Origin of the sequence: Aquimarina sp. EL_43 (genome assembly GCF_943422735.1) — a bacterium.
In the GTDB taxonomy this organism is placed as follows: Bacteria; Bacteroidota; Bacteroidia; order Flavobacteriales; family Flavobacteriaceae; genus Aquimarina; species Aquimarina megaterium.
This window is the reverse complement of sequence record NZ_CALSBR010000001.1, coordinates 3,416,399-3,437,129: the sequence shown is the minus strand read 5'-3', so window position 1 is coordinate 3,437,129 and position 20,731 is coordinate 3,416,399. Positions and strand designations below refer to the sequence as shown.

24 protein-coding genes are annotated in these 20,731 nt (G+C 31.4%); 2 read left to right on the top strand and 22 right to left on the bottom strand.

The genetic code is table 11. From position 1 onward, the window contains the following. Window positions 1–39 precede the first annotated feature (39 nt). The 19 genes from NNL09_RS14700 to NNL09_RS14610 all read right to left on the bottom strand — a co-directional run bounded on the left by NNL09_RS14700 (window position 40) and on the right by NNL09_RS14610 (window position 13,695). Window positions 40–414 carry a hypothetical protein gene (locus tag NNL09_RS14700; RefSeq protein ID WP_025666268.1) on the bottom strand — a complete coding sequence of 125 codons (375 nt, stop codon included), beginning with the start codon at window positions 412–414 and terminating at the stop codon, window positions 40–42. Between the two features lie 68 nt (window positions 415–482). Beyond that, window positions 483–926, bottom strand: a complete 444-nt coding sequence (locus tag NNL09_RS14695; RefSeq protein WP_196909680.1) for a hypothetical protein — start codon at window positions 924–926, stop codon at window positions 483–485. Then, a complete protein-coding gene (locus NNL09_RS14690; RefSeq protein ID WP_196909679.1) occupies window positions 923–1,519 on the bottom strand; it encodes an RNA polymerase sigma factor in 597 nt (198 codons plus the stop codon). Before NNL09_RS14690 ends, NNL09_RS14695 begins: the two co-directional genes overlap by 4 nt. A gap of 104 nt (window positions 1,520–1,623) precedes the next feature. Then, the gene (locus NNL09_RS14685) at window positions 1,624–2,784 is read right to left on the bottom strand and encodes an acyl-CoA dehydrogenase family protein (RefSeq protein ID WP_196909678.1); all 1,161 of its coding nucleotides are present in this window, start codon (window positions 2,782–2,784) and stop codon (window positions 1,624–1,626) included. Between the two features lie 33 nt (window positions 2,785–2,817). Next, entirely contained in the window at window positions 2,818–3,648 is an 831-nt protein-coding gene (locus tag NNL09_RS14680) for a DUF2306 domain-containing protein (RefSeq protein WP_196909677.1), read from the bottom strand. A gap of 113 nt (window positions 3,649–3,761) precedes the next feature. After that, window positions 3,762–4,214, bottom strand: a complete 453-nt coding sequence (locus NNL09_RS14675) for a hypothetical protein (RefSeq protein WP_025666263.1) — start codon at window positions 4,212–4,214, stop codon at window positions 3,762–3,764. Window positions 4,215–4,309: 95 nt separating this feature from the next. After that, complete coding sequence (locus NNL09_RS14670; protein WP_196909676.1) at window positions 4,310–4,996, bottom strand: DUF4386 domain-containing protein; 687 nt, start codon at window positions 4,994–4,996, stop codon at window positions 4,310–4,312. A 94-nt stretch (window positions 4,997–5,090) separates the two neighbouring features. Then, window positions 5,091–5,801: a DUF4386 domain-containing protein gene (locus tag NNL09_RS14665; protein WP_196909675.1), complete on the bottom strand. Its 711-nt coding sequence runs from the start codon at window positions 5,799–5,801 to the stop codon at window positions 5,091–5,093. A gap of 48 nt (window positions 5,802–5,849) precedes the next feature. Beyond that, entirely contained in the window at window positions 5,850–6,407 is a 558-nt protein-coding gene (locus NNL09_RS14660; RefSeq protein ID WP_025666260.1) for a GIN domain-containing protein, read from the bottom strand. Then, window positions 6,394–6,774, bottom strand: coding sequence for a GntR family transcriptional regulator (locus tag NNL09_RS14655; RefSeq protein WP_025666259.1), 381 nt, complete (start codon window positions 6,772–6,774; stop codon window positions 6,394–6,396). The genes NNL09_RS14660 and NNL09_RS14655 overlap by 14 nt, the downstream gene beginning before the upstream one ends. 2 nt (window positions 6,775–6,776) lie before the next feature. Then, window positions 6,777–7,529 carry a hypothetical protein gene (locus NNL09_RS14650; protein WP_196909674.1) on the bottom strand — a complete coding sequence of 251 codons (753 nt, stop codon included), beginning with the start codon at window positions 7,527–7,529 and terminating at the stop codon, window positions 6,777–6,779. Continuing rightward, complete coding sequence (locus NNL09_RS14645; RefSeq protein ID WP_196909673.1) at window positions 7,513–8,361, bottom strand: ATP-binding cassette domain-containing protein; 849 nt, start codon at window positions 8,359–8,361, stop codon at window positions 7,513–7,515. The genes NNL09_RS14650 and NNL09_RS14645 overlap by 17 nt, the downstream gene beginning before the upstream one ends. Window positions 8,362–8,596: 235 nt before the next feature. Next, window positions 8,597–9,163, bottom strand: a complete 567-nt coding sequence (locus NNL09_RS14640) for a DUF2867 domain-containing protein (protein ID WP_025666256.1) — start codon at window positions 9,161–9,163, stop codon at window positions 8,597–8,599. 54 nt (window positions 9,164–9,217) lie between these two features. Continuing rightward, window positions 9,218–9,733 carry a GNAT family N-acetyltransferase gene (locus tag NNL09_RS14635; RefSeq protein ID WP_196909672.1) on the bottom strand — a complete coding sequence of 172 codons (516 nt, stop codon included), beginning with the start codon at window positions 9,731–9,733 and terminating at the stop codon, window positions 9,218–9,220. Window positions 9,734–9,802: 69 nt separating this feature from the next. After that, window positions 9,803–10,243 (bottom strand): SRPBCC domain-containing protein, encoded by a 441-nt coding sequence (locus NNL09_RS14630; RefSeq protein WP_196909671.1) that lies wholly within the window; start codon window positions 10,241–10,243, stop codon window positions 9,803–9,805. A gap of 137 nt (window positions 10,244–10,380) precedes the next feature. Beyond that, a complete protein-coding gene (locus NNL09_RS14625) occupies window positions 10,381–10,890 on the bottom strand; it encodes a hypothetical protein (protein ID WP_196909670.1) in 510 nt (169 codons plus the stop codon). A 79-nt stretch (window positions 10,891–10,969) separates the two neighbouring features. After that, window positions 10,970–11,572: a hypothetical protein gene (locus NNL09_RS14620; RefSeq protein WP_160170117.1), complete on the bottom strand. Its 603-nt coding sequence runs from the start codon at window positions 11,570–11,572 to the stop codon at window positions 10,970–10,972. Between the two features lie 166 nt (window positions 11,573–11,738). Then, the gene (locus NNL09_RS14615) at window positions 11,739–12,083 is read right to left on the bottom strand and encodes a nuclear transport factor 2 family protein (RefSeq protein ID WP_196909669.1); all 345 of its coding nucleotides are present in this window, start codon (window positions 12,081–12,083) and stop codon (window positions 11,739–11,741) included. A gap of 151 nt (window positions 12,084–12,234) precedes the next feature. Further along, on the bottom strand, window positions 12,235–13,695 hold the full coding sequence (locus NNL09_RS14610) for an aminoacyl-histidine dipeptidase (protein ID WP_196909668.1): 1,461 nt from the start codon (window positions 13,693–13,695) through the stop codon (window positions 12,235–12,237). Between the two features lie 179 nt (window positions 13,696–13,874). Here NNL09_RS14610 and NNL09_RS14605 point away from each other — a divergent pair, with 179 nt between their 5' ends. Continuing rightward, window positions 13,875–14,939, top strand: a complete 1,065-nt coding sequence (locus NNL09_RS14605) for a DUF3810 domain-containing protein (protein ID WP_196909667.1) — start codon at window positions 13,875–13,877, stop codon at window positions 14,937–14,939. Between the two features lie 5 nt (window positions 14,940–14,944). Here NNL09_RS14605 and NNL09_RS14600 read toward each other — a convergent pair whose 3' ends face one another. The 3 genes from NNL09_RS14600 to NNL09_RS14590 form a co-directional block, all read right to left on the bottom strand. Beyond that, window positions 14,945–15,613 (bottom strand): hypothetical protein, encoded by a 669-nt coding sequence (locus NNL09_RS14600; RefSeq protein WP_196909666.1) that lies wholly within the window; start codon window positions 15,611–15,613, stop codon window positions 14,945–14,947. A gap of 149 nt (window positions 15,614–15,762) precedes the next feature. Next, the gene (locus NNL09_RS14595; protein ID WP_025666115.1) at window positions 15,763–16,443 is read right to left on the bottom strand and encodes a hypothetical protein; all 681 of its coding nucleotides are present in this window, start codon (window positions 16,441–16,443) and stop codon (window positions 15,763–15,765) included. A gap of 413 nt (window positions 16,444–16,856) precedes the next feature. Beyond that, complete coding sequence (locus tag NNL09_RS14590; RefSeq protein WP_196909665.1) at window positions 16,857–17,552, bottom strand: hypothetical protein; 696 nt, start codon at window positions 17,550–17,552, stop codon at window positions 16,857–16,859. Window positions 17,553–17,707: 155 nt separating this feature from the next. Here NNL09_RS14590 and NNL09_RS14585 point away from each other — a divergent pair, with 155 nt between their 5' ends. After that, window positions 17,708–20,692 carry an amidohydrolase family protein gene (locus NNL09_RS14585; protein ID WP_196909664.1) on the top strand — a complete coding sequence of 995 codons (2,985 nt, stop codon included), beginning with the start codon at window positions 17,708–17,710 and terminating at the stop codon, window positions 20,690–20,692. The last annotated feature ends 39 nt before the right edge of the window (window positions 20,693–20,731 follow it).

Sequence of the window (20,731 nt, the reverse complement as noted above, 5' to 3'; positions counted from 1 at the left end):
ATAAACTTGTCGTTTTTTGATTTTAGTTTTTAAAAAGTATTACTTATCAAATCGCTTTAAATACCAGAAGTAGAGTAAAAAGCTAATCGAAATGCTGATCGCCATGATAGCAAAAGAATGTATTCCTAAAGGCAGTGTATAATTAACAATGAATAGTCCAATTCCTACACTCATTAAAATGGCAAACCATTTAATATTGATATGATGATTATCTGATTTTCTTTGTAGAATTGAAGAGACAATATTTTCAGATATTCCTTTATCTATGATTTTATTTTTTAGTTTATGTTCTAGTATTTTTCTAATAATTAACAACACAAAGAGCATAACCAAAACAATGATAAAAATAAAGACACCCATTTTAATAAAATCTGGATCTATATATTGTGTTGGAGTAATAAATATTGAGTTCATAATCTGTATCTTTTTTATGTTTATATGGGATTAGACAACGACCTTTCCTAAATGTTGCAATCCTTTTGTTAATACTTCAACATATTTATTTTTTTATAGTAAGATCTGTACATATCAAAGCCAAGAAACAATGAAATAAGGATCGTTATACTAACGATAAAATAGTTTGAGATCGTAATATTGGCACTAAATATATTACTGAATACATCTCTAAAAATATAAATGGTGAAAAAAGTAATTCCTATACTCATTATGATTATAAAAGAGAGCAAATAATTATAGATTGGCTCTTTTTTAGGTAAAGTTAACCGGTCTAAGACTAATTTTGTTAAATTAAAATCTAACACGGGTTCTGGTTGAGATTTAAGTTCTCCCGACAATAACAAATAACTTTCTGAAACCTTTTTACATACTTCACATGAGTTAATATGTTCAATAATATCACTACTGCAATTTGATGTATCAAAAATATATTCCTGAATATCTTTATCACACAGGTGTTGTATTTTCATAGCTCTTCTTTTTTATAATTAAGTGATAGGTTTTCTTTTAGTTTTTTTCTAGCTCTATACAAATAATTCTTTACGGTTCCTTCTGGTAAACCTGTAATATCTGTAATTTCTGAATAACTTAATTCTTCATTATGATAAAGCGTAATCAGGGTTTTGTATAAAGGAGGTAGTTTCTCTATTGCTAAGGTCAATATTTGAGAACGTTCTTTTTTAAAAATGTATGCTTCTGTTTGATTATCAGGATAACAGAACGTATTAATGCTTATCTTTTCCCAAAGTTCTTTTTCCTCATTTTTGTCTATATCCAGAATTGGTATTTTTTTCTTTTTCAGATAATTTAAGCAAGTATTATATGTTATGGTTGCAATCCAGGTAGATAACTTAGAATTAAATTTAAACCCGTCTAACTTATCATAAACTTTTAAATATACTTCTTGTGCCAGATCTTTTCTGTCCTCATGGTTCCTAACCATTTTATAAATGATCTGGATAACCAATCCTTTAGTATTGGAAATAATAGCTTCAAAAGCACTAGAATCACCATCTAACACCTTTTTAATCAAGTCTCTATCTATTGTCCCTTTTTGTTTCATATAGTCCAATATCAAGATTAGACAGTCTATGTAAAAAAAGGTTGCACATTATCATGCGTTTTTTTTTATGGTGCTTCATATATTATAAGAAATTACAATCTTTATTACTTCATTAATGACTTGCCAAAATGTTCTTTTATGTCTATATCGGTCATGGGCTGTAAAACTCCATATACTATTTCTTTATAAATTTTATTGGTTAAAGAATTGGGGGATAAAAATTTTGATCCCATTATATATCGTGCTTCATTAACAATTTCTTCAGAAAAATGTGTCGAGAAATACTTTGCTGCTACAGATGTTTCAAATATTTTTTCTAATGATGTCTTATTTCCTTTTTCAAAATTTGCTATTGTTGTTCCTGCATTCTCACATAGCATATATCCTGTTTTATATTTTATCATCAACTCTCCAAGATTATCAATAAAATTATCTGACTTGCATAATTTTTTATCATTCTTGATTTTTTTTTGACTAAAAGCTTTTAAGTGCAAAATCACACAAAATGCAGCTCCAAGATAAGAACCTGGTACCAATGCCTGAAACCACGATCTCTGATAAACTAAAAGTTCACACCTCTCTTCATCTGTGTTATCTAGTTTAATAACATTGGTACTACTCACTATTAAATTTTTGAAAACAACTGATTTTGTAAACGATCCTTTCATAGTATCCCCAAATGCAGCATCTTCGAATTCGATTTTATTATCATTTGCTGGTAGAAAAAATACTGCTTTAGTGTTTTTGGTTAATGTTGCTGTGAATACTAAATAATCTGCCACACCAGATAATGACATGTATGGCGCCTGACCATTTATTATATAAAAGTCCCTTTCTTTTTGTGCCACTATACCTTTGTTACCAGAAGCCTCTTTAAAAGTGCGTACCGACCCGGTATTGGCAATCAATATTTGTTCTTTTTCTATCTTTTTAAGCAGAACTTCTCTTTTCCAGTATTGTATACTTTTCTTTGAAAAAGGGAAAGAAGATAATGATGCCAGAATGTAATAGTGCATAGATAACGCTACAGACACAGGAATTGATATTTCGCCAATTCTATGCAAAATTCTGAAACATTCTTGATAAACTGTTTCTGTATTTTTCTCATAACAAGGAATAAAAGGTAATCTTGTTATTTTTATAAAAGCATAGAACTCTTTATAGTTTTTAGTCTTCTCAACTTCATAGAGTTTATCACATACTTTTTCCAGTTCGGTTTTTTTGTTGACTTCTTGATTATCTATTATCATGTTCTGATTCTTCATTTCTAAATATTGATTAGTGATTACAGGTGTACTTTAAATTCGAGGAAGCCACATCCCCATGGTGGCAGCAAAAATTCCAATACCAGTCATAATAGTTAGAAAAAAAAGAAGAGTTGTCATCGCTATTTTACCCGAAGTACCACTTCGATTCTGCACCCTCAGGTAGAGTTCAAGAATAGCTAACGGCACTAGAAATTGACCAAAACCCAGAAATACAAGAAATGGTCCCCGAAATGTCTCTGGATCAAAACCGACTGGGCCACCATTAACAAAAAGCCAAAACATTAATCCAATACGAAAAAACCAAACGCCATTAGACGCCAAAAACAATCTAAGTGCCCATCGCCTGTGTTTATCAAAATCACGAGCAACTGCTGTTCGCCAGGACATAATAGCAAAAAACATAATCAAAAAAGCATTAATACTAACACTTACCTGACCAACAAGCCCGCCTATATTACCACGAGTCCAAATCATATAAAGCCCATCAACACCAATCAATAGTGCAGTGAAGATATATATACGTCCATTCCATCGATGAAAAGTGCGGGCATGGATACGAATCTGAGGAATAAATTGAAGTGGGCCACCTACTATAATAATGATCGCTAATACAATATGCAAGGCAACGGCTAAATTCCCCATGGTTTCACCAGGAATATATCCATGAGGAAGAACTTCATTCCATTTTTCAAAATCTCCTTTTACTGCAGCACTACCATAAAAGAAAGTTACATAATACACAAATATCCATTGACCAATAACAGCTATTAGGAACCAAAATGCCACTGTGGCACTTAAAGCTTTATCTGCTCTCACGGCTTTAGGTTGTGCAATATTTGCACTACTATTTTCTGATTTCATTGTATTCGTTTTTTGATTGATGATGGTTGATGATAAGCATCAAGCTTCTAACTTCTAATAAAAAGAAGTTAGAAACTAACACATGTAGAGGTATATTAAAAAAAGTGTATAGGCTATCTAAATTTAAAAAGTTCCTTTATGTAGTTTTTAAACACATATCCCCAGGGAATAACAATAAGGTCAATAGGAATTGCCATAAGAAACGGTCTGAGAAATCCTTCTGAAGTCGAATCTAATTGGCCAGAAGACCATAAAGGATATGCAATACCTACCGCCCATACCGACTTATAAAATAATTGTAGTAATAGTAAAGGCAACATTTTTAAAGGATATCGTATTCCTAAACCCATCAAAGTAGCATATGCAGCCCAAAAACTATAGGTTACTCCATCATAAGGCCCCCAAACCTCACTGGGGTTTATAATTTCTGACCACGTATTATATCCTAAACTTAAAAAGGTAAGGAGGTAAATAGCGCGCATCGCATACAAATAGAACTTTGGTACTTTTTTAGTGCTCACAGAATCGTTTTCTAACGTGTCTGTGATATCGTGTTTTGATTTCATAATTGTCCGTTTTTTGATTAATGATGATGATTGATGATACTATAAGCAACTGTCTTTACAATTGCCCGATATTGTCTTCGATTTATATATCCTGATTATACAGATTTAGAAAACGTTGTAGATGAATTAAATCCTTTGATCGTTAACCAGCATGAAAAAAATAGCAGATGTATACCATTTTGACCATAAAAAATAAAATTCACACTATAGTCAAAAATCTGTAACCATGATACTACAAAAACTATTGAAACTGCCAGAAAACTCCAAACAGATAAGAATCGAGGAATTAGTCTTGTTTTAAACAGAGTATAGTAAAACAATAACGCTCCTGAACTAAAAATAATTAGAATCAAAAAATGAGCCCAATAATATTCTTCTACCTTTAAAATCCCTAAAGTCTCAAAATAGCCTACATCTGGCGCTCCTACTTTTATAAATTCCTGACTTAATGATACTAGAGACAAATGAGAAATATTACTTACAATTGTAAGTATAAATCCAGTAATCCATAAGCCAAAATACCAATACCCAATACTTTTATTGTATTGTTTTAGAATCGGAAACAATACAATTGCTATCCCAACTCCTATTGCATTTGCAACCAAATCTAAAAGCATAGCTATTTTCATTTGTACTGAATTTTCAAAAACCTCATTTAAGAAATTTTGAGACTCTATAAGAGAAGTTGATAATCCTCTTAGGTGGTTACCTATAGCGCCAGTTACAAATAGTACTAAAAATAATATTCCAACGATTTGACCAGTTTTTTTGATTGAATTCATAATGTTCGTTTTTTGATTGATGATGATGATTTTTTTAACTTAAAATGCTTAGGTTTTAAACATTTTGTCCAGATATATGTATTCTAACTATTAGTTATGTATGTTGATTTATTTTTTTTGCGCCCATGATTAATAGCCACAGACAAGAACCTATTTCTCCTATATTGGCAGGAAGCATCACGAAAGAAGGAATTTTGTAATGAGGAAAAAGTAGTCCTGCACATACAGTTATCAAATAGCTAAAACAACCAATCATTAACAAAATACCCAACGCTTTAGGAAGAAAGCCTGATTTAAAAACCAGATATCCAAAAGGAAAAAGCCAAAGTCCCCAAAATACCTCAACAATAAGAATTCCATTATGGTAAGACTCCAAAAGCAACATTACCTGTGCTTGTAACTGTTCTGCGGTATACACTTTAAGATATTCTGCATTACCAATTAATGAAAGAACATCGACTTTGTTTTGTATATTGAGATAAGAAATAGGAACGCTAATAATAGCAAATACTACCATTAATATTGCATAGTTTTTATGTACCGGTTTAAGTAATTTGTATAAAACTATTGGTAACATTATATAACATACATAGCTAATCAATCCGCTTAAAATCTCCATTCGAAATAACATTTCTGATGTAGCTATATTGTTAAATGTAATCGAGGCATCATCCCATACTATAAGTTTTGAGGGTACATACACTAGATTAAAGATTCCAGTTAGTACAACACATAAATAAATTAGTCCTGCTATTCTTGCGGTCCTATTTTGTACCTGGTAATCTTCGTTTTTGATTAAACTCATAATTGTTCGTTTTTTGATTGATGGTAATTTAATTTTCTTCTCTATTGATTAGTTAGAGAAATCGATTTGATTTGTATTTCCTTTTAATTTTACATTAGACCCAGGTGTGGCAGAGCATTTAACCGACTCATATGACAATTCGAGATTCCCATTACTGTCATCTGTAAATTTTAGCACTAAATCTTTTCCAGAAACTGTGCCTTTTGTTTCAAAGTATGATTCTGAGGCTACTTGTAGTGAATCCAACTGGTGATTAGAAACAAATATTCTCACGGTATCCCCTTTTTCTTCCCTCTTTGTTTTTTCGATGATTAATTTATTATGCTTCACTTCGGTTTTGATATAGGTCATCAAATTTTCTGAGGCCTCTACTTTTACTTCTGCTACGCTATCTTGTTTAAAAAAGACTTCAATACCATGAGTAACTGATATCTTGTTAAATGCAGAAACATTTCTTGTTTCGGATATCATATTCCCTGTATATTGAATTGCATTTTCTCGTAACTCTCCTTCCCTAACTTTATCATGCATAGAAAACTGAAAAGCCAGAAAAAAAAGAATAACAGCTCCTAATGCACCTATTACAATCCAATTACTTGTTTTCATGATCTATATTATTTAAATATTGGTTAAATGAGTCTTTTACTTCTTCAAATTTTATATCCAGTAATCTCATTTTTTTAAATATATCAGGAAGAAGATCTTCCATAAATTCTTTTCTTTTAATATCGAGGACCTTGTTATACCCATTTTCTGAAACAAAATACCCTATCCCTCTTTTATTATAGATTACTTCTTGTTCTTGCAAATAGGTAAAAGCTCTTATCGCGGTGTTAGGGTTTACCTCTACCATGACAGCAATCTCTCTTACAGAAGGTATTCTTTCGCCCTCCTGCCATTTTTTTACAAGTATATTCTCGTAGAAAACATCTACGATTTGTAAATAAATAGGTTTGCTGTTATCAAAATCCATTCTTAAACTTCCTTTTCTACTATCTTAAAATAACTTGCCAATAGCATTAATGGGGCAAAAATGCCCATAAAAAATCCTTTTCCTATTCCAGAGAAATCTTGCCCGGTTTTATCAAATGCGTCTGAAGCCAGTCTTTCTCCAGAAAACACATCATAATCGTAATTGAGCATCCCGAAAAGCATCATATTCAGTAATATCAACCCAATAACAAATAACACAACAACAAGCAATGTTTTCCCCACTCTATTTTTATTAAATGCAATAGCGCCATAGAGAAATACCGGCTGTATAACAAAATACACCTTAACCAACTGCCAGTAGCTTTCTGAAAATATTGGCAACAAATGGAAATTTGTCTCAGAAAACATACTACCTAGTATAATTGTTATTTGTCCTACTAAAAAACCAAGAATTGAAAACACAAGAGTATATATCACAAAAGTACTAAGCCAGGCCGCTGCAATTCTTTCATAAGATGAAACCGGTAATGAAAAATACAAATGATTCGATTTTTGGTTATGTGCTTCTTTAAAAATCGAGAAAATAAATAGTACTCCTAATGCTACGTAAAACTTACCGAATATGCTCATAAACTCACCACTCGTAATCTGATGATCCCCTCGTAAACTAAACAAAAAGACAATAAAAAAAATAGCACTTACAACAGATAAAGTAGTAATTATTGCTCCCTTAAGAAGTATGACATCTCTATATATAAAACTGCCTATTCTCTTAACATTAAATTGTTCCATCATGAAATGTATTTAAGGCATTATTAATTTTATTAGATTCGCTTAAAACAGCATTAAATAATAATTCGAGATCTACTTCTGTCTCATCTCTATCTTGTCTAAAAAGCATAGCTTTTCCTCCAAAAGAGGTTTCAGAATAAATAATAGACTCCTTTTCATCCCGCATAGGTTTTCCAAACCATAAATATTCAGAAATATTAGAAAGCGGCTGATTAAATGCTACTTTGGATTGATCCAGTATCACTACATGATTTATCAAACTATGCAAATCCCTAACCTGATGAGTAGAAATAATAATACATTTTCCTTCATCGACTGCCAGAGCCATAATCTTTCTAAACTGACTTTTTGATGGAATATCTAACCCATTTGTAGGTTCATCCATAAGTAAGAGTTTCGTATTTGTTGCTATTCCAAAGGCAATAAGTACTTTCTTTTTATTACCAAAAGAAAGAGTTGATATATTTTCATCGGCAGAAAGCTTAAACTCTTCTATTAGTTTATAAAATTGATCTCGGGAAAACTTGGGATAAAAGGGAGAATTTACTTGCTCATAGGTAGAAATCTTAAGTCTCGGTAACTCAAAATCTTCTGGTACCATAAAAATCTCCTGAAGACATTTTACATTTCTTCCTGAAATATCTTTACCCAAAACCCTATAATAACCTGCTTTTGGAAATAACAATCCGGTCATTATCTTCATTAATGTACTCTTTCCTTCACCATTCTTACCAAAAAGTCCATAAATGTTTCCCGGAGTAAAATCTAAAGTGATATTATCAAGGATTATTTTGCTTTTTGGATAATAGAACCGTAAGTCTTTAATTTGAATCATGGTTAGTGTATTAGTTATCTAGTACACTGCAAATATATCTAACAGAAATCAATTAACCAAAGGTTTTTTACTATATTGATTGTCTGGTAGTTACAAAAATAAAATCAAAATAACGCCTAGACTAGATATAGTAAAGGTTTACAGAATATTGCATTTTTAAAATTGTGATCCTTAAAATTGATGTATTTTTAGTTCAATACCTTGATTGTGATAAAATTTTTAAAGTAAAAAAAGGTCACTTTACTGTGTTATCGCGTTTTCTTTTTTCTATAAGCATTACTTCTTTTTCCATTTTCATAAATATCTTTTTCATAAAATATCGATGAAACGGTTTTACTAAAAAGAAATATATTTTCCCTAAGGTATTATGAATTTTTACTGTGGTAGCTAGTTCCATTATCTTGTCGTCCCCTTCTTCATAACTAATAAAAGATAGTTTAAAATCTAGATGTTTATCTGTCTGTCCTGTTAACAATTCTATATCATTCTTGTCTAGCACATCAAATAATGCGATGCTATCTCCAATATTACCTTCAAATTCGTTCAAATATGCTTCTCTTTCTACTTGAGTACGTTTAGTGGCTGTTTTTAGTCCCAAATTTTTGGCTATTTTTTCTCTCGAGAGCAATAGTTTTATAAAAAATGGTGAGAAGGCTTTAAAGAATGCTACCATACAATCTTTTGGTTTGGGCACTTCTTTTAGCGATGTTGTTCTTAATTGAAAAACATCAGAGTAACTTATATCCTTACTTTGTTTAGTAATGAGGTATTCTTTATTGAGTTCAATCTCTGTTATTTTCATTTTTCAAAATTTAAAATCACCTTTTTTATCTATTGAGTATTGCAATAATTTCTACTACACCTTTTCATTTAAGATATAATATCTATGTTCATTCCAAATTTTACCATTCTTAATAATTGCCTTTTGGGATATTCCTTCTTTTTTAAATCCACTTTTTTCGAGGACACTCATCGAAGCTGTGTTATATTCAATAACTCCTGCGTATATTCTGATCAGGTTTAATTTTTCAAATCCATACTTGGTTATCTGGTCTACTGCCTTTGTAGTAATCCCCTTGCCCCAATAGGGTTCTCCCAACCAATACCCAATTTCTGCCGATTTTCTATACATATCATCTTGTAGTATCAGTGATATAACTCCACAAAATTCTCCTCTAAACTCTATTCCAAAGCTTACTGTAGGATCTTGTTGTATTGTCATTTTAATAAAGGATTTAGCATCCTCTTCATCATAAGGACTCGGAAAATAATCTCTTAAGTTATTTGATATATTATTATTGTTGGCAAGTATTGCCAATTGTGATTTATCTGATTCTACAAGCTGCCTTATTTTAATTTCTTTGCTATCCATAATTCATTAAGGAATTGATAAACCTAAGTAGTGACTTGGCATCTCTGGGCATTGGGTTTTATTATATATCTATTTTTTCGACAACAAGTATTCTTTTAAACTACTTTTGATAAAGTATTCCCAACCTCCTACACAACTCTCTCTTGTAAATTCTGGAACGTTTGATGGAAAACTGTGTATTATTTCGGTGGTCAACCTAAGTTTAACATGACTCTTGTTTTCAAACAATTCGAATGTTACAAATGAATCTCCGTTATATTCCTTATATCTCCAATTATATTTTATCTTTTGATTTGGTATAACTTCTGTTATCTTCCAGAGGTGGGTAAATTTTCGGTTTTCGACCTCGACAACAAATTGTGTTTCAAATCCTTCTTTTGCTTCGAACGATTTAATTTGTTCAAAAAACCATTTTTTCATTTGGTCCAATTCTGTTATGGCTTTCCAAACATTTTCTAGGGTCGTCATATAAGTTTCTTCTACTATAATTGGTGGGTCTGTATCTTTCATATGACAAAATATTTTGATTGTGTTTTTTATTTTCTTCTCTATCTAGGAGTTTTTATTTTTCGTTTCATTTTCTAATAAAATGAACTTTTGATATTATATGTTTTAAAGTTAAAAATAAGAGCCTTTATTAAAAGGTTTTAATTACATCTAGATTCTTTAACAGTAGTCCCGGTACATACCCATTGATCCTCGTAAATGGATTCGTAGCATATTTTCATTTCAAAATTACTTTCGTTCACTTTCGCATAAAGAAGTTCTGCCCATTTTGGGTCAACAACTTTTATCATGTTGATTGATTCTCCTGCGGGTAAGACTCGATTTTGAACTTCTGATGTTAGATGCGGAAATTGAGTTGTTCCAAGAAGTTTAGAAAATAAGGAATCTAACACCGGAACAGATTTATTATCCAGTTTTATAGCTGCTTTGTTAATTATTGCAGGACCAACACCATTGTTACGAACTTTTAACACTACTCCATCATTCTGGTTATAAATAATTCTCCATTCCAAATAAGGCCATACTGAAGCATGTTGCTGTTTTTGCATTAGATTTGTTTGGTAGATATAGACCGCAACAGTAATAATATTAATAGTAATAGCTATAAGTCCCACTTTTACGCCACTACTTATTTTTTTATTTTTTTTCATAATATCTTTTCGTCTAGTGCATTATGATTTTATTGTCTTTAGAGATACCTATAACAGGTTGTTATCATTTTTATATACTCTATTTTTCTAGTAATGCTGGAAAATTATCAAGATCTATATCTGATAGTTTACCATTACAATTCTTTATTATTTTCCCAAGTAAATAAGGGCCTGTTTCTTTTTCATACCCAAGTCGAATATACGTATAACAATCACTTTCTCTCAGATCAGAAAATTCTGTTACAAAATAACTAACTCCGGTTTTCTCGCTTTCATCAGATTCGTCACCTAAATAGAAACCTGAAGCTATATCGGCTTTTCCTTTTTGGGTATGATTTGATTTACCGAATTCTGTTATCTCAATTTTATAATCTATTGTAGTATAATTAAATCGTTTAACTGTAACCGCAATAGCAAGATTATCTTTTTTACCTGTTAATGTTATTCGACGATTTATTTTTGGAGTTTCGGGAAAATAAATAGTATCTCTATCATTTAAAATCAACAGATTATCTGAAAGTGTAATTTTCTCCTCTCCTAATTTTTTGAGTCCTTCAATAAATTTTTCTGAATAATCCGACTTATTTTTAATACTAATTTCGGTTTCTTTTTTTTCAATCTCATAATTACTATCATAAGAGTATTCTTTCCTATTACCATTCACATCGTCAACAACTGCCATTTTTGTTGTACCTAAGTTAATTATAGTTATTTTTTTATCTCCTGACGAGCTATCACAACCTGACAAAACTAGTATGAACAAAATCGCAAATATGTTTTTTGCCTTCATTATTACAAGATGATTTATCATAATTATATAATTCATTAAACATAAAAAGGAATGATAATCAATCTATTTTTATCCTTTCTTCTTCTATATTATAATAAGCTATAATTTCTTCTATTTGACCTTCTTTATAAAAATACCATTCACTTACACTTAATACCGAATCTTCATGAGTTGCTGTATATCGAACACAAGCCCGATTATTATGATAAATCTCATCATGAATTTCAAAATGATGACCTAAAAACTTGTCTTTGTTCGCTTCAATTAAGCTTAGGTATTCTTTTTTTCCTTGTATTGTTCCGTAAGGGCTCGTATGCTTAAAATTCTCTGAGATAGGTAAATTCAGAAAATCTCCTTTCTCCCATATCTCAAACCATTCTTTTACCAGTTTTTTTAATTCCATTTTTATATTCATATGATTATACTCCAAAAATAAGGATAGAAGTATTACTTATCAATATTTCAACAAGGTAAAAGTCTGATAGTGTTTATATCTCACTACAGCAAGTATCATATATATCTGCAATGTTTGAGTATAAACTGATACCTTATTCTTATTTTTCAGGTACTTCTTTTAAGATTTCTTTTACGAATTTCCAATATTTCTGTACCGATGATATGCTTGTTCTTTCATCTGGTGAATGTGCTCCTAATATTGTTGGGCCAAATGATATCATATCCATATCTGGATAATTCTGTCCAAGGATACCACATTCTAATCCTGCATGACAGGCAGCTACATGTGCTTTTTCTCCATTCAGGTTTTGATACAATTCGTCCATTACTTTTAAAATTGGAGAATTCATATTAGGGGCCCAACCAGGATAATCACCACTAGTAGTTACTTCACATCCTATTAACTCAAAAGTAGCTCTTAACTTGTTTGCAAGATCTAGTTTAGAAGATTCTACACTACTACGGGTTAAACATTCGATAGTGATGTCTCCTTCTCCTATTGTTATTTTAGCAATATTATTAGAAGTTTCTACCAAATCAGGGATTGAGGCGCTCATAGCATACACTCCATTATGTGCAGCATATAATGCCTTTATTACCCCTTCCTGAACACCTAACTCCATTACCTGCGCTGGTAAATCTGTAGTATTAATTTCTATGGTAAGATCAGGATCAGCGATAGAAAGTTCATTCTGAATTGTTTTTGACAACTCACCTATTTCGAATTCAAAAGCTTTTGCCTGTACCGTATCTACTACAACTATTGCAAAGCTCTCTCTTGGGATTGCGTTGCGTAGGCTTCCTCCCTTTACTTCGCTGATTTGTAAACCAAAATTCTCAAAACCATCAAACAATAGTCTATTCATTATTTTATTAGCATTCCCTAATCCTTTATGAATATCCATCCCAGAATGGCCGCCCTTAAGTCCAGTAATAGCAATTGTATATCCTACTTTACCCTCTGCAACTGGTTCTTCTTTGTAATTTCTTTTTGCTGTAACATCAATTCCGCCGGCACAACCAACTCCTATTTCATCATCTTCCTCAGTATCCAGGTTTAATAATATATCTCCTTGTAACCATCCTCCTTCTAATCCCATAGCACCTGTCATCCCTGTTTCTTCATCAATGGTAAATAATGCCTCGATAGCAGGATGTGCTATATCTGTAGATTCTAGAACTGCCATAATAGTAGCTACTCCTAATCCATTATCAGCACCAAGAGTTGTTCCTTTGGCTCTAACCCAATCTTCATCAATATACATTTCTATGCCTTGAGTATCAAAATCAAAGTCGGTATCTGCATTTTTTTGATGTACCATATCCAGATGCGACTGCATCACCACCACTTTGCGATCTTCCATTCCCGAAGTAGCTGGTTTTCTGATTAGAACATTACCAACCTTGTCTATCTCGGTAGTTAGCCCTAAGGATTCTCCAAAATTTTTCATAAACGCAATAACGCGTTCTTCTTTTTTTGAAGGTCTGGGAACTGCATTAAGATCTGCAAATTTATTCCATATCACTTTAGGCTCAAGGCTTCTTATTTCTGAATTCATAATTGATGTTTAAATATTGACAGCTTTATATTATAGATATGTAGCAAAATTCTAAAATTTAAATCTAGTATCAAAGCGTAGCGCTATCAAAGTCTCAAAGTTTCTAGAGTCTAACGAATAGATACTAAAAAACTCTTAATTCTTCATTCTAAATTGAGAATTGTAAATATCTTTATCCCATGCAATCTAAGACAAAACTTTATCTCACCATATTACTTCCCGTTCAAATCATTCTGATTCAAATTCTTTCTTTTTTCCCCGAAGTTATAGAACGATTTTATAGTAACGGCTTGTTTGTATATATCTCTAAAGCTTTGCGATATGTATTTGGATGGATTCCATTTTCTTTCGGTGATATTTTATATTGTGTTTTGATTATTATGCTAATACGCTTTTTATTTAAAAAAGTATTTAAGAAGCGTTTGTTGTGGAAAGAAGTAGTATTAGATATTGGTGCTACTTTATCTATTGTGTATGCTTGTTTTCATATTCTTTGGGGAATGAATTATTATAGATTACCCTTACATGAGATATTAGAATTAGATGATGAATATACTGAAGAAGAACTAATTACCGTTTCAGAAAAATTAATAATTCAAGCCAATTCTTTGCACCTGCAACTAGAATCTAACGATTCTCTACCAATACACATCCCCTATTCTAAAGAAGAAATATTTCAAAAAACTATTCCTGCATACGATCAGTTACATCAAATATTTCCTGTATTACAATATCACCCTAAAAGCATTAAAACGTCTATATTAAGTCTTCCTCTCACCTATATGGGGTTTAGCGGGTATTTAAACCCTATTACCAATGAAGCGCAAGTAAATGGACTAATACTCAATTACAAGGCACCAACTACTAGTTGTCATGAAGAAGCGCATCAATTAGGGTTTGCCAAAGAAAATGAAGCCAATTTTATAGCAGCATTGACTACAATGAATTATGATGATATATATTTTAATTATAGTGGAGCTACCTTTGCATTAAAATTTTGCCTAAACGATCTTTATATTCGTAATGAAGAAAAAGCAATCTGTCTTATCGAAAAGCTAAGGCCTGGTATTAGAAGAAATTATATCGAAGTAAATGAGTTCTGGGAATCTTATGAAAATCCCCTCGAACCCATTTTTAAAAGTACTTATGATAGTTATCTAAAAGCTAATAACCAACCTGATGGTATGGACACCTATAGCTATGTCGTAGCTTTATTAGTTAATTATTATAAGACCAAATTATAGAGCAACTATAAAGTATTATAATACCCCACAATTCTAATTAGATCACTTTCTTTTTTATAATTAAGCTTTTTTGAGGAAACATACTTTTCGATTTCGCTCTTTTTATCTTCCAAAGCTTTCAATATATCTTTCTGTTTTAATCTGATCTTAAGTAAATCTCCTCCTGCTTTCAATATGAAATAACTACGTTTTTCTATAAATTTATCATTCGTTGTTTGTTCATAAGCATCAACTGCATTTTGACCTTGCTTTATCTTCTTTTCTACCTTCATAACCAAAGAGTTCTTCCCTTCTTTTAAAAAGACAAAAAACTGCTTTGTCCCTTCATAATCTAACATCTTATACACATATCCTTCATCCAAAACAACCCGAATATTCTCTTTTTTCAGAATATTGAATATTTCTGTAACTTCAATTTCATCATTTAAAGTATTATATCGAACATAGGCTCTACGCATTTTTTTTCCGTTTACATATACTGAAGCAAGTTTATTTTCATTTTCATAATACTGATGCCCCTGAACACTGTACTTTGGAGGTTTCTTAACAACTACACGAGTCCCATAAGCACTCATATTTGTTGTTTCTTCAGCTTCAGCAACCGAACCAGTTTTAGCTTGTCCAACAACCAGGCAATTTTGCAACAATAAAAGCACTAAAAACAATTTTTTCATTCTCTTTAATTTAAATTTTTCCCAAGTAAAGAAACGATTTATATACATAATATCTCCTCCATTATTAAAAATACTATTTAACGATCTAATATATTACAAGTTAATTTTCAATTCGGATAAAATGAAATAGATAAGTCAAATTATTAAAGTTATATAGAATTATAATAGTTAATAATCTTAATCAGGTCTTTTTCCTTCTTAAAACTTAGTTTTTTTGAAGAAGCAAACTTTTCAAGTTCTTCTTTTTTATCTAAAACTTTGAGTATATCTTTTTTCTTAAGCTTTACTTTTTTAACCTCTCCCACTTCATTATTAATTATGAAATATTTATTATTCTCAACATATTTTGAAGGTGTACTGGCATCATAACTGGTTACTGCTTCTTTTCCTTGTTTTACTTTTTTCAATGCTTTCATACCCAGAGAGAATGGTCCTTTATTATATACAATAAAAAATTGCCTATCTCCTTCATATTCAAATAGTTTATAACTATACTTTTTAAGAGCAACTTCTAAGTTCTCTACTTTTAGCATATTAAATCTTTTATTATCATCTACATATTCTAGTTCTCCATTAAAAGCATTATATCTAACTAAGCATTGACGTACTTGTTTTTTATTCACATAAATTGTTGCTATTTCATTATTCTCTTCAAAATACTGGTGCCCTTTAATAGTTGTGTTACGAGCTTTTTGTTGTACTATAATTGTTGAGCTAAAAGGCCCTATCGCTGTATTACCACCAGGATCCGAGGCTCCTCCTCCAATGGTTTCCTGCCCAATCATTACAGTATTACTTACGATTAAAAAAAGAATAAAAAGGTTTTTCATTATTATAAATTTTTCTTGTTAATATTTTCGTAAATTTCTAAAAATCCATAAATATACTAGTACAAGTAATGTTAAAACAATCTTAATTAACAACATTTCTTATATCAACCTTAGTTTTACATCTGATTCAATTTATGATACACTACACTTATAAAAAAACTTCTATTATCACTTGCGGTGATATACAGAATTTTAATTCTCACTCTCAGGATTATTTCTCAAAAAAATAATAGGCTAGGTTACCACAACAAATTCTAAGTATGCTATATTAAAAACGTGAAGATTTACATCTATATATGAAATTGGGATTTCTGATGTATTTATTCTGTCTCTGCTGGAAGTTAAAAATGGAAAGAATAGTAGATAATCACATTTTTATCTTGAAATTAGTGCTAGACAAGACTCTAATAGTACTACAATGTATTGTAGTAATCTATAATTTTAATTAAATCTGCTTCTTTTTTAAACTTCAATTTCTTTGAAGAGGCAAATTTTTCAAGTTCTTCTTTTTTATCTTTCAAAACGGCAAGAATGCTATTCTTTTTTAGTCTTACTTTCTTTAAATCACCCGAATTGTTTTTTATAAAATAAGAATAATCTCTATAAAAAGCCGGAGGTCTATATTTCTCAAAACCAGATTGAGGTTTTTTGGCATCTTCAATTTTTTTTCTTGCTTTTAATACTAATGAAGTTTCTTTGTCCTTATTAAAAATAACAAAATATTCTTCCACTCCTTTTTTATTTAATAATATCCCATATTCATAGTCTTTCAAAACCACTCGGATTTTATTTTCTTTAGAAAGCACAAATTTTTTATCATTTTCTACAACTTCAATTTGATCGTGATAAGCATCATAACGAACAGCGTATTTATGAATCATCCTATCATCAACATAAATTTCTGCTATTTTATAGTCCTCTATATAATATTTATGTCCTTTTATTGATTTTTCGGTATAGCTGTTTCCAGTAGGGCTACTATACACATTAAGTACTTTTGTAGTATCGTATGTTAAGTTATTACTAGAATTAAAGTCATTATTTATATTGGTTTGACCAATCATCAAAGTAGTACCAATCCATAAAAAAAGAATAAAAAAACTTTTCATTATTATACATTCTATTGTGAATCAACACAGTTATAATTCTAAAAATACAAATTTAATAGTGTAATAGCTAATGTTAAAACAATCTTAATTAATAACCTCTTTTTATTTCAACCATTATCTTTAAATCTGATTCAATTTACTTTTACACTACATTTATGAAAAAACTTCTATTATCACTTACGGTGATATGCGGAATTTTAAATTCTTACTCTCAGGATTATTTCCCAAAAAATGATGGGGTTAATACAACAAATTCTAATTATACCGTATTTAAAAATGCAACGATTCACACAACACCTGATACCGAAATCAAAAACGGAACTCTGGTTATCCAAAAGGGTAAGATTGTTCAGGTAGGGAATGCTATTACAGCACCTGCGAATAGTGTGATAATTGACCTAAATGGGAAACATATTTATGCTTCTTTTATTGATCTGTTTACCAATTTTGGTATCGAAAAGCCTAAACGAAAAGGAGGAAGTCCTTTTCGTGGTAATCCTCAATACGAAGCTTCCCGAGAAGGGTACTACTGGAACGATCACATTCGTCCCGAAACAAATGCCTTAACATCATTTAAATATGATGCAAAAAAAGCGACAGAATATGTAAAAGAAGGGTTCGGAGTGCTTAATACACATATGCCAGATGGTATTGTAAGAGGAACAGGGCTATTAGTAGCTCTAAATAATGAAGGTACAGAAGGAGATCGACTATTAAGTGATCGATCATCACAATTCTTATCTTTTTCTAAAAGCAATAAAAGTAAACAAATATACCCTACTTCATTAATGGGGGCTATGGCACTTCTAAGACAAATGTATCACGATGCCGACTGGTACGCTGGTGGTAATGCCACTAACAAAGATCTATCACTAGAAGCCTTAAACAGAAATAAAAACCTTCCTCAAATTTTTGAAGCCGGAAGTCGAATAAATGGGTTTAGAGCTGATAAGGTTGGGGATCAATTTAAGACACAATATATACTTGTTGGCGGTGGAGATGAATATGCCAGAATCGACAAAGTAAAAGCTACCAATGCCAAGTATATCATTCCTCTGGATTTTCCTGAAGCCTATGATGTTTCAGATCCTTTTATGGCTAATTTGGTAAGCCTAGGAGATATGAGGCATTGGAACCAGGCCCCGACAAATCCTTCGGTATTATCAAAAAATGGGATTACCTTTTCTTTGACTACACATAAATTAAAAAAGATAGCAGATCTTAAAGAAAGAATCATAAAAGCTATTGAGTATGGTCTGGATAAAAAAACTGCCATTGCTGCTCTAACAACAGTACCTGCACAGATTTTAGGAAAGAGTAATCTTTTAGGAAGTATAAAAAAAGGAAGTTATGCCAACTTTATAATCACCAAAAGCGAATTATTTTCAAAAGACAATGTTATTTATGAAAACTGGGTACAAGGCCGTAAAAATATAGTGAATGATATGAATGTTACCGATATTAATGGTAACTATACACTAACCGTTGCCGGAAAGACCTATGATATGTCCATTTCTGGAAAACCTACAAAACCTAAAGCCGAAATAAAACTTGGTGAAACAAAATTAGGCACCAAAATAAACTATAAAAATGATTGGGTAACCATCACTTTTACTGATACAGATACAACTAAAACACAATATACAAGGATTGTATCTAGCATTGCTGACTCTCCTAATTTTTGGAGTGGTAAGGCTATTCTTCCTAATGGAGCGCAAACTTCTTTTTCTGTAAAAAAGAAACCTGAAGAGTCTTCAGAAAAAAAGGATAAAAAATCAACCGACAAAAAAGAAAAACCCAAAGTTCTTCCTGTTGTGTATCCTAATATAGCATATGGAAACTCTCAATTACCAAAGTCAGAGTCGTTACTATTTAAAAGTGCCACAGTATGGACTAATGAAACCGACGGGATTTTAACAGAGACCGATGTATTAGTCAAAAATGGTAAAATCACTGCTATTGGTAAAAACCTTAATGATAGCAATGCCAAAATAATAGATGCTACAGGAAAACATCTTACTTCTGGTATTGTTGACGAGCATTCTCATATCGCCGCAGCAGCAATTAATGAAGCTGGACATAATTCTTCTGCCGAAGTAACTATCGAAGATGTCGTATCACCAGATGATATCGATATTTATAGAAACCTTGCTGGTGGTGTAACTTCAATTCAGATTCTTCACGGTTCTGCAAATCCAATCGGAGGGCGTTCTGCAATTATAAAATTAAAATGGGGAGAAAGTGCTCAAAATCTTATCTATCCTAATTCACCCAAATTTATCAAATTCGCATTAGGCGAAAATGTAAAACAAAGTAACTGGCAAAGTTTTAGCCGTTTCCCACAATCAAGAATGGGAGTCGAACAATTGTATATAGATTACTTTTCTCGTGCAAAAGAATATCATAAACGTAAGACCAGTGGTAAACCCTATCGCAAAGATACCGAAATGGAAACCCTGGCAGAGATAATAAACGGTCAACGTTATATCAGCTGTCATTCTTATGTACAAAGTGAGATCAATATGCTAATGAAAGTTGCCGAAAAATTTAATTTTAGAATTAACACTTTTACACATATCCTAGAAGGATATAAATTAGCAGATAAAATGGTAGCGCATGGTGTTGGAGGGTCTACCTTCTCTGATTGGTGGGCATACAAATATGAAGTTAATGATGCGATTCCTTATAATGCTGCCATTATGCATAAACAAGGGGTCGTTACTGCAATTAATAGTGATGACGGAGAAATGTCTCGCCGTCTTAATCAAGAAGCTGCAAAATCGGTTAAGTACGGTGGTGTAAGCGAAGAAGATGCTTTGAAATTTGTAACTCTTAATCCTGCCAAACTTTTACATATCGATGACAAGGTAGGAAGCATTAAAATAGGTAAAGATGCAGATTTGGTATTGTGGACAGATCATCCACTATCGATATATGCCAAAGCAGAAAAAACTATAATCGAAGGAGCCGTTTATTTTGATCTTGAAAAAGACAAGGCTATGAGAAAATCTATTGCTTCAGAAAGAAACAAACTTTCTACTATGATGCTAAAAGCAAAAAATAGTGGTCTTAAAACGCAACCTGCCAAGAAAAAGGAAAAGCAGCAGTTCGAATGTGAAACTTTAGAAACTATTAATTAAAAAGATATGTACACAAAACTTGTCCAGAATCAATTCAAA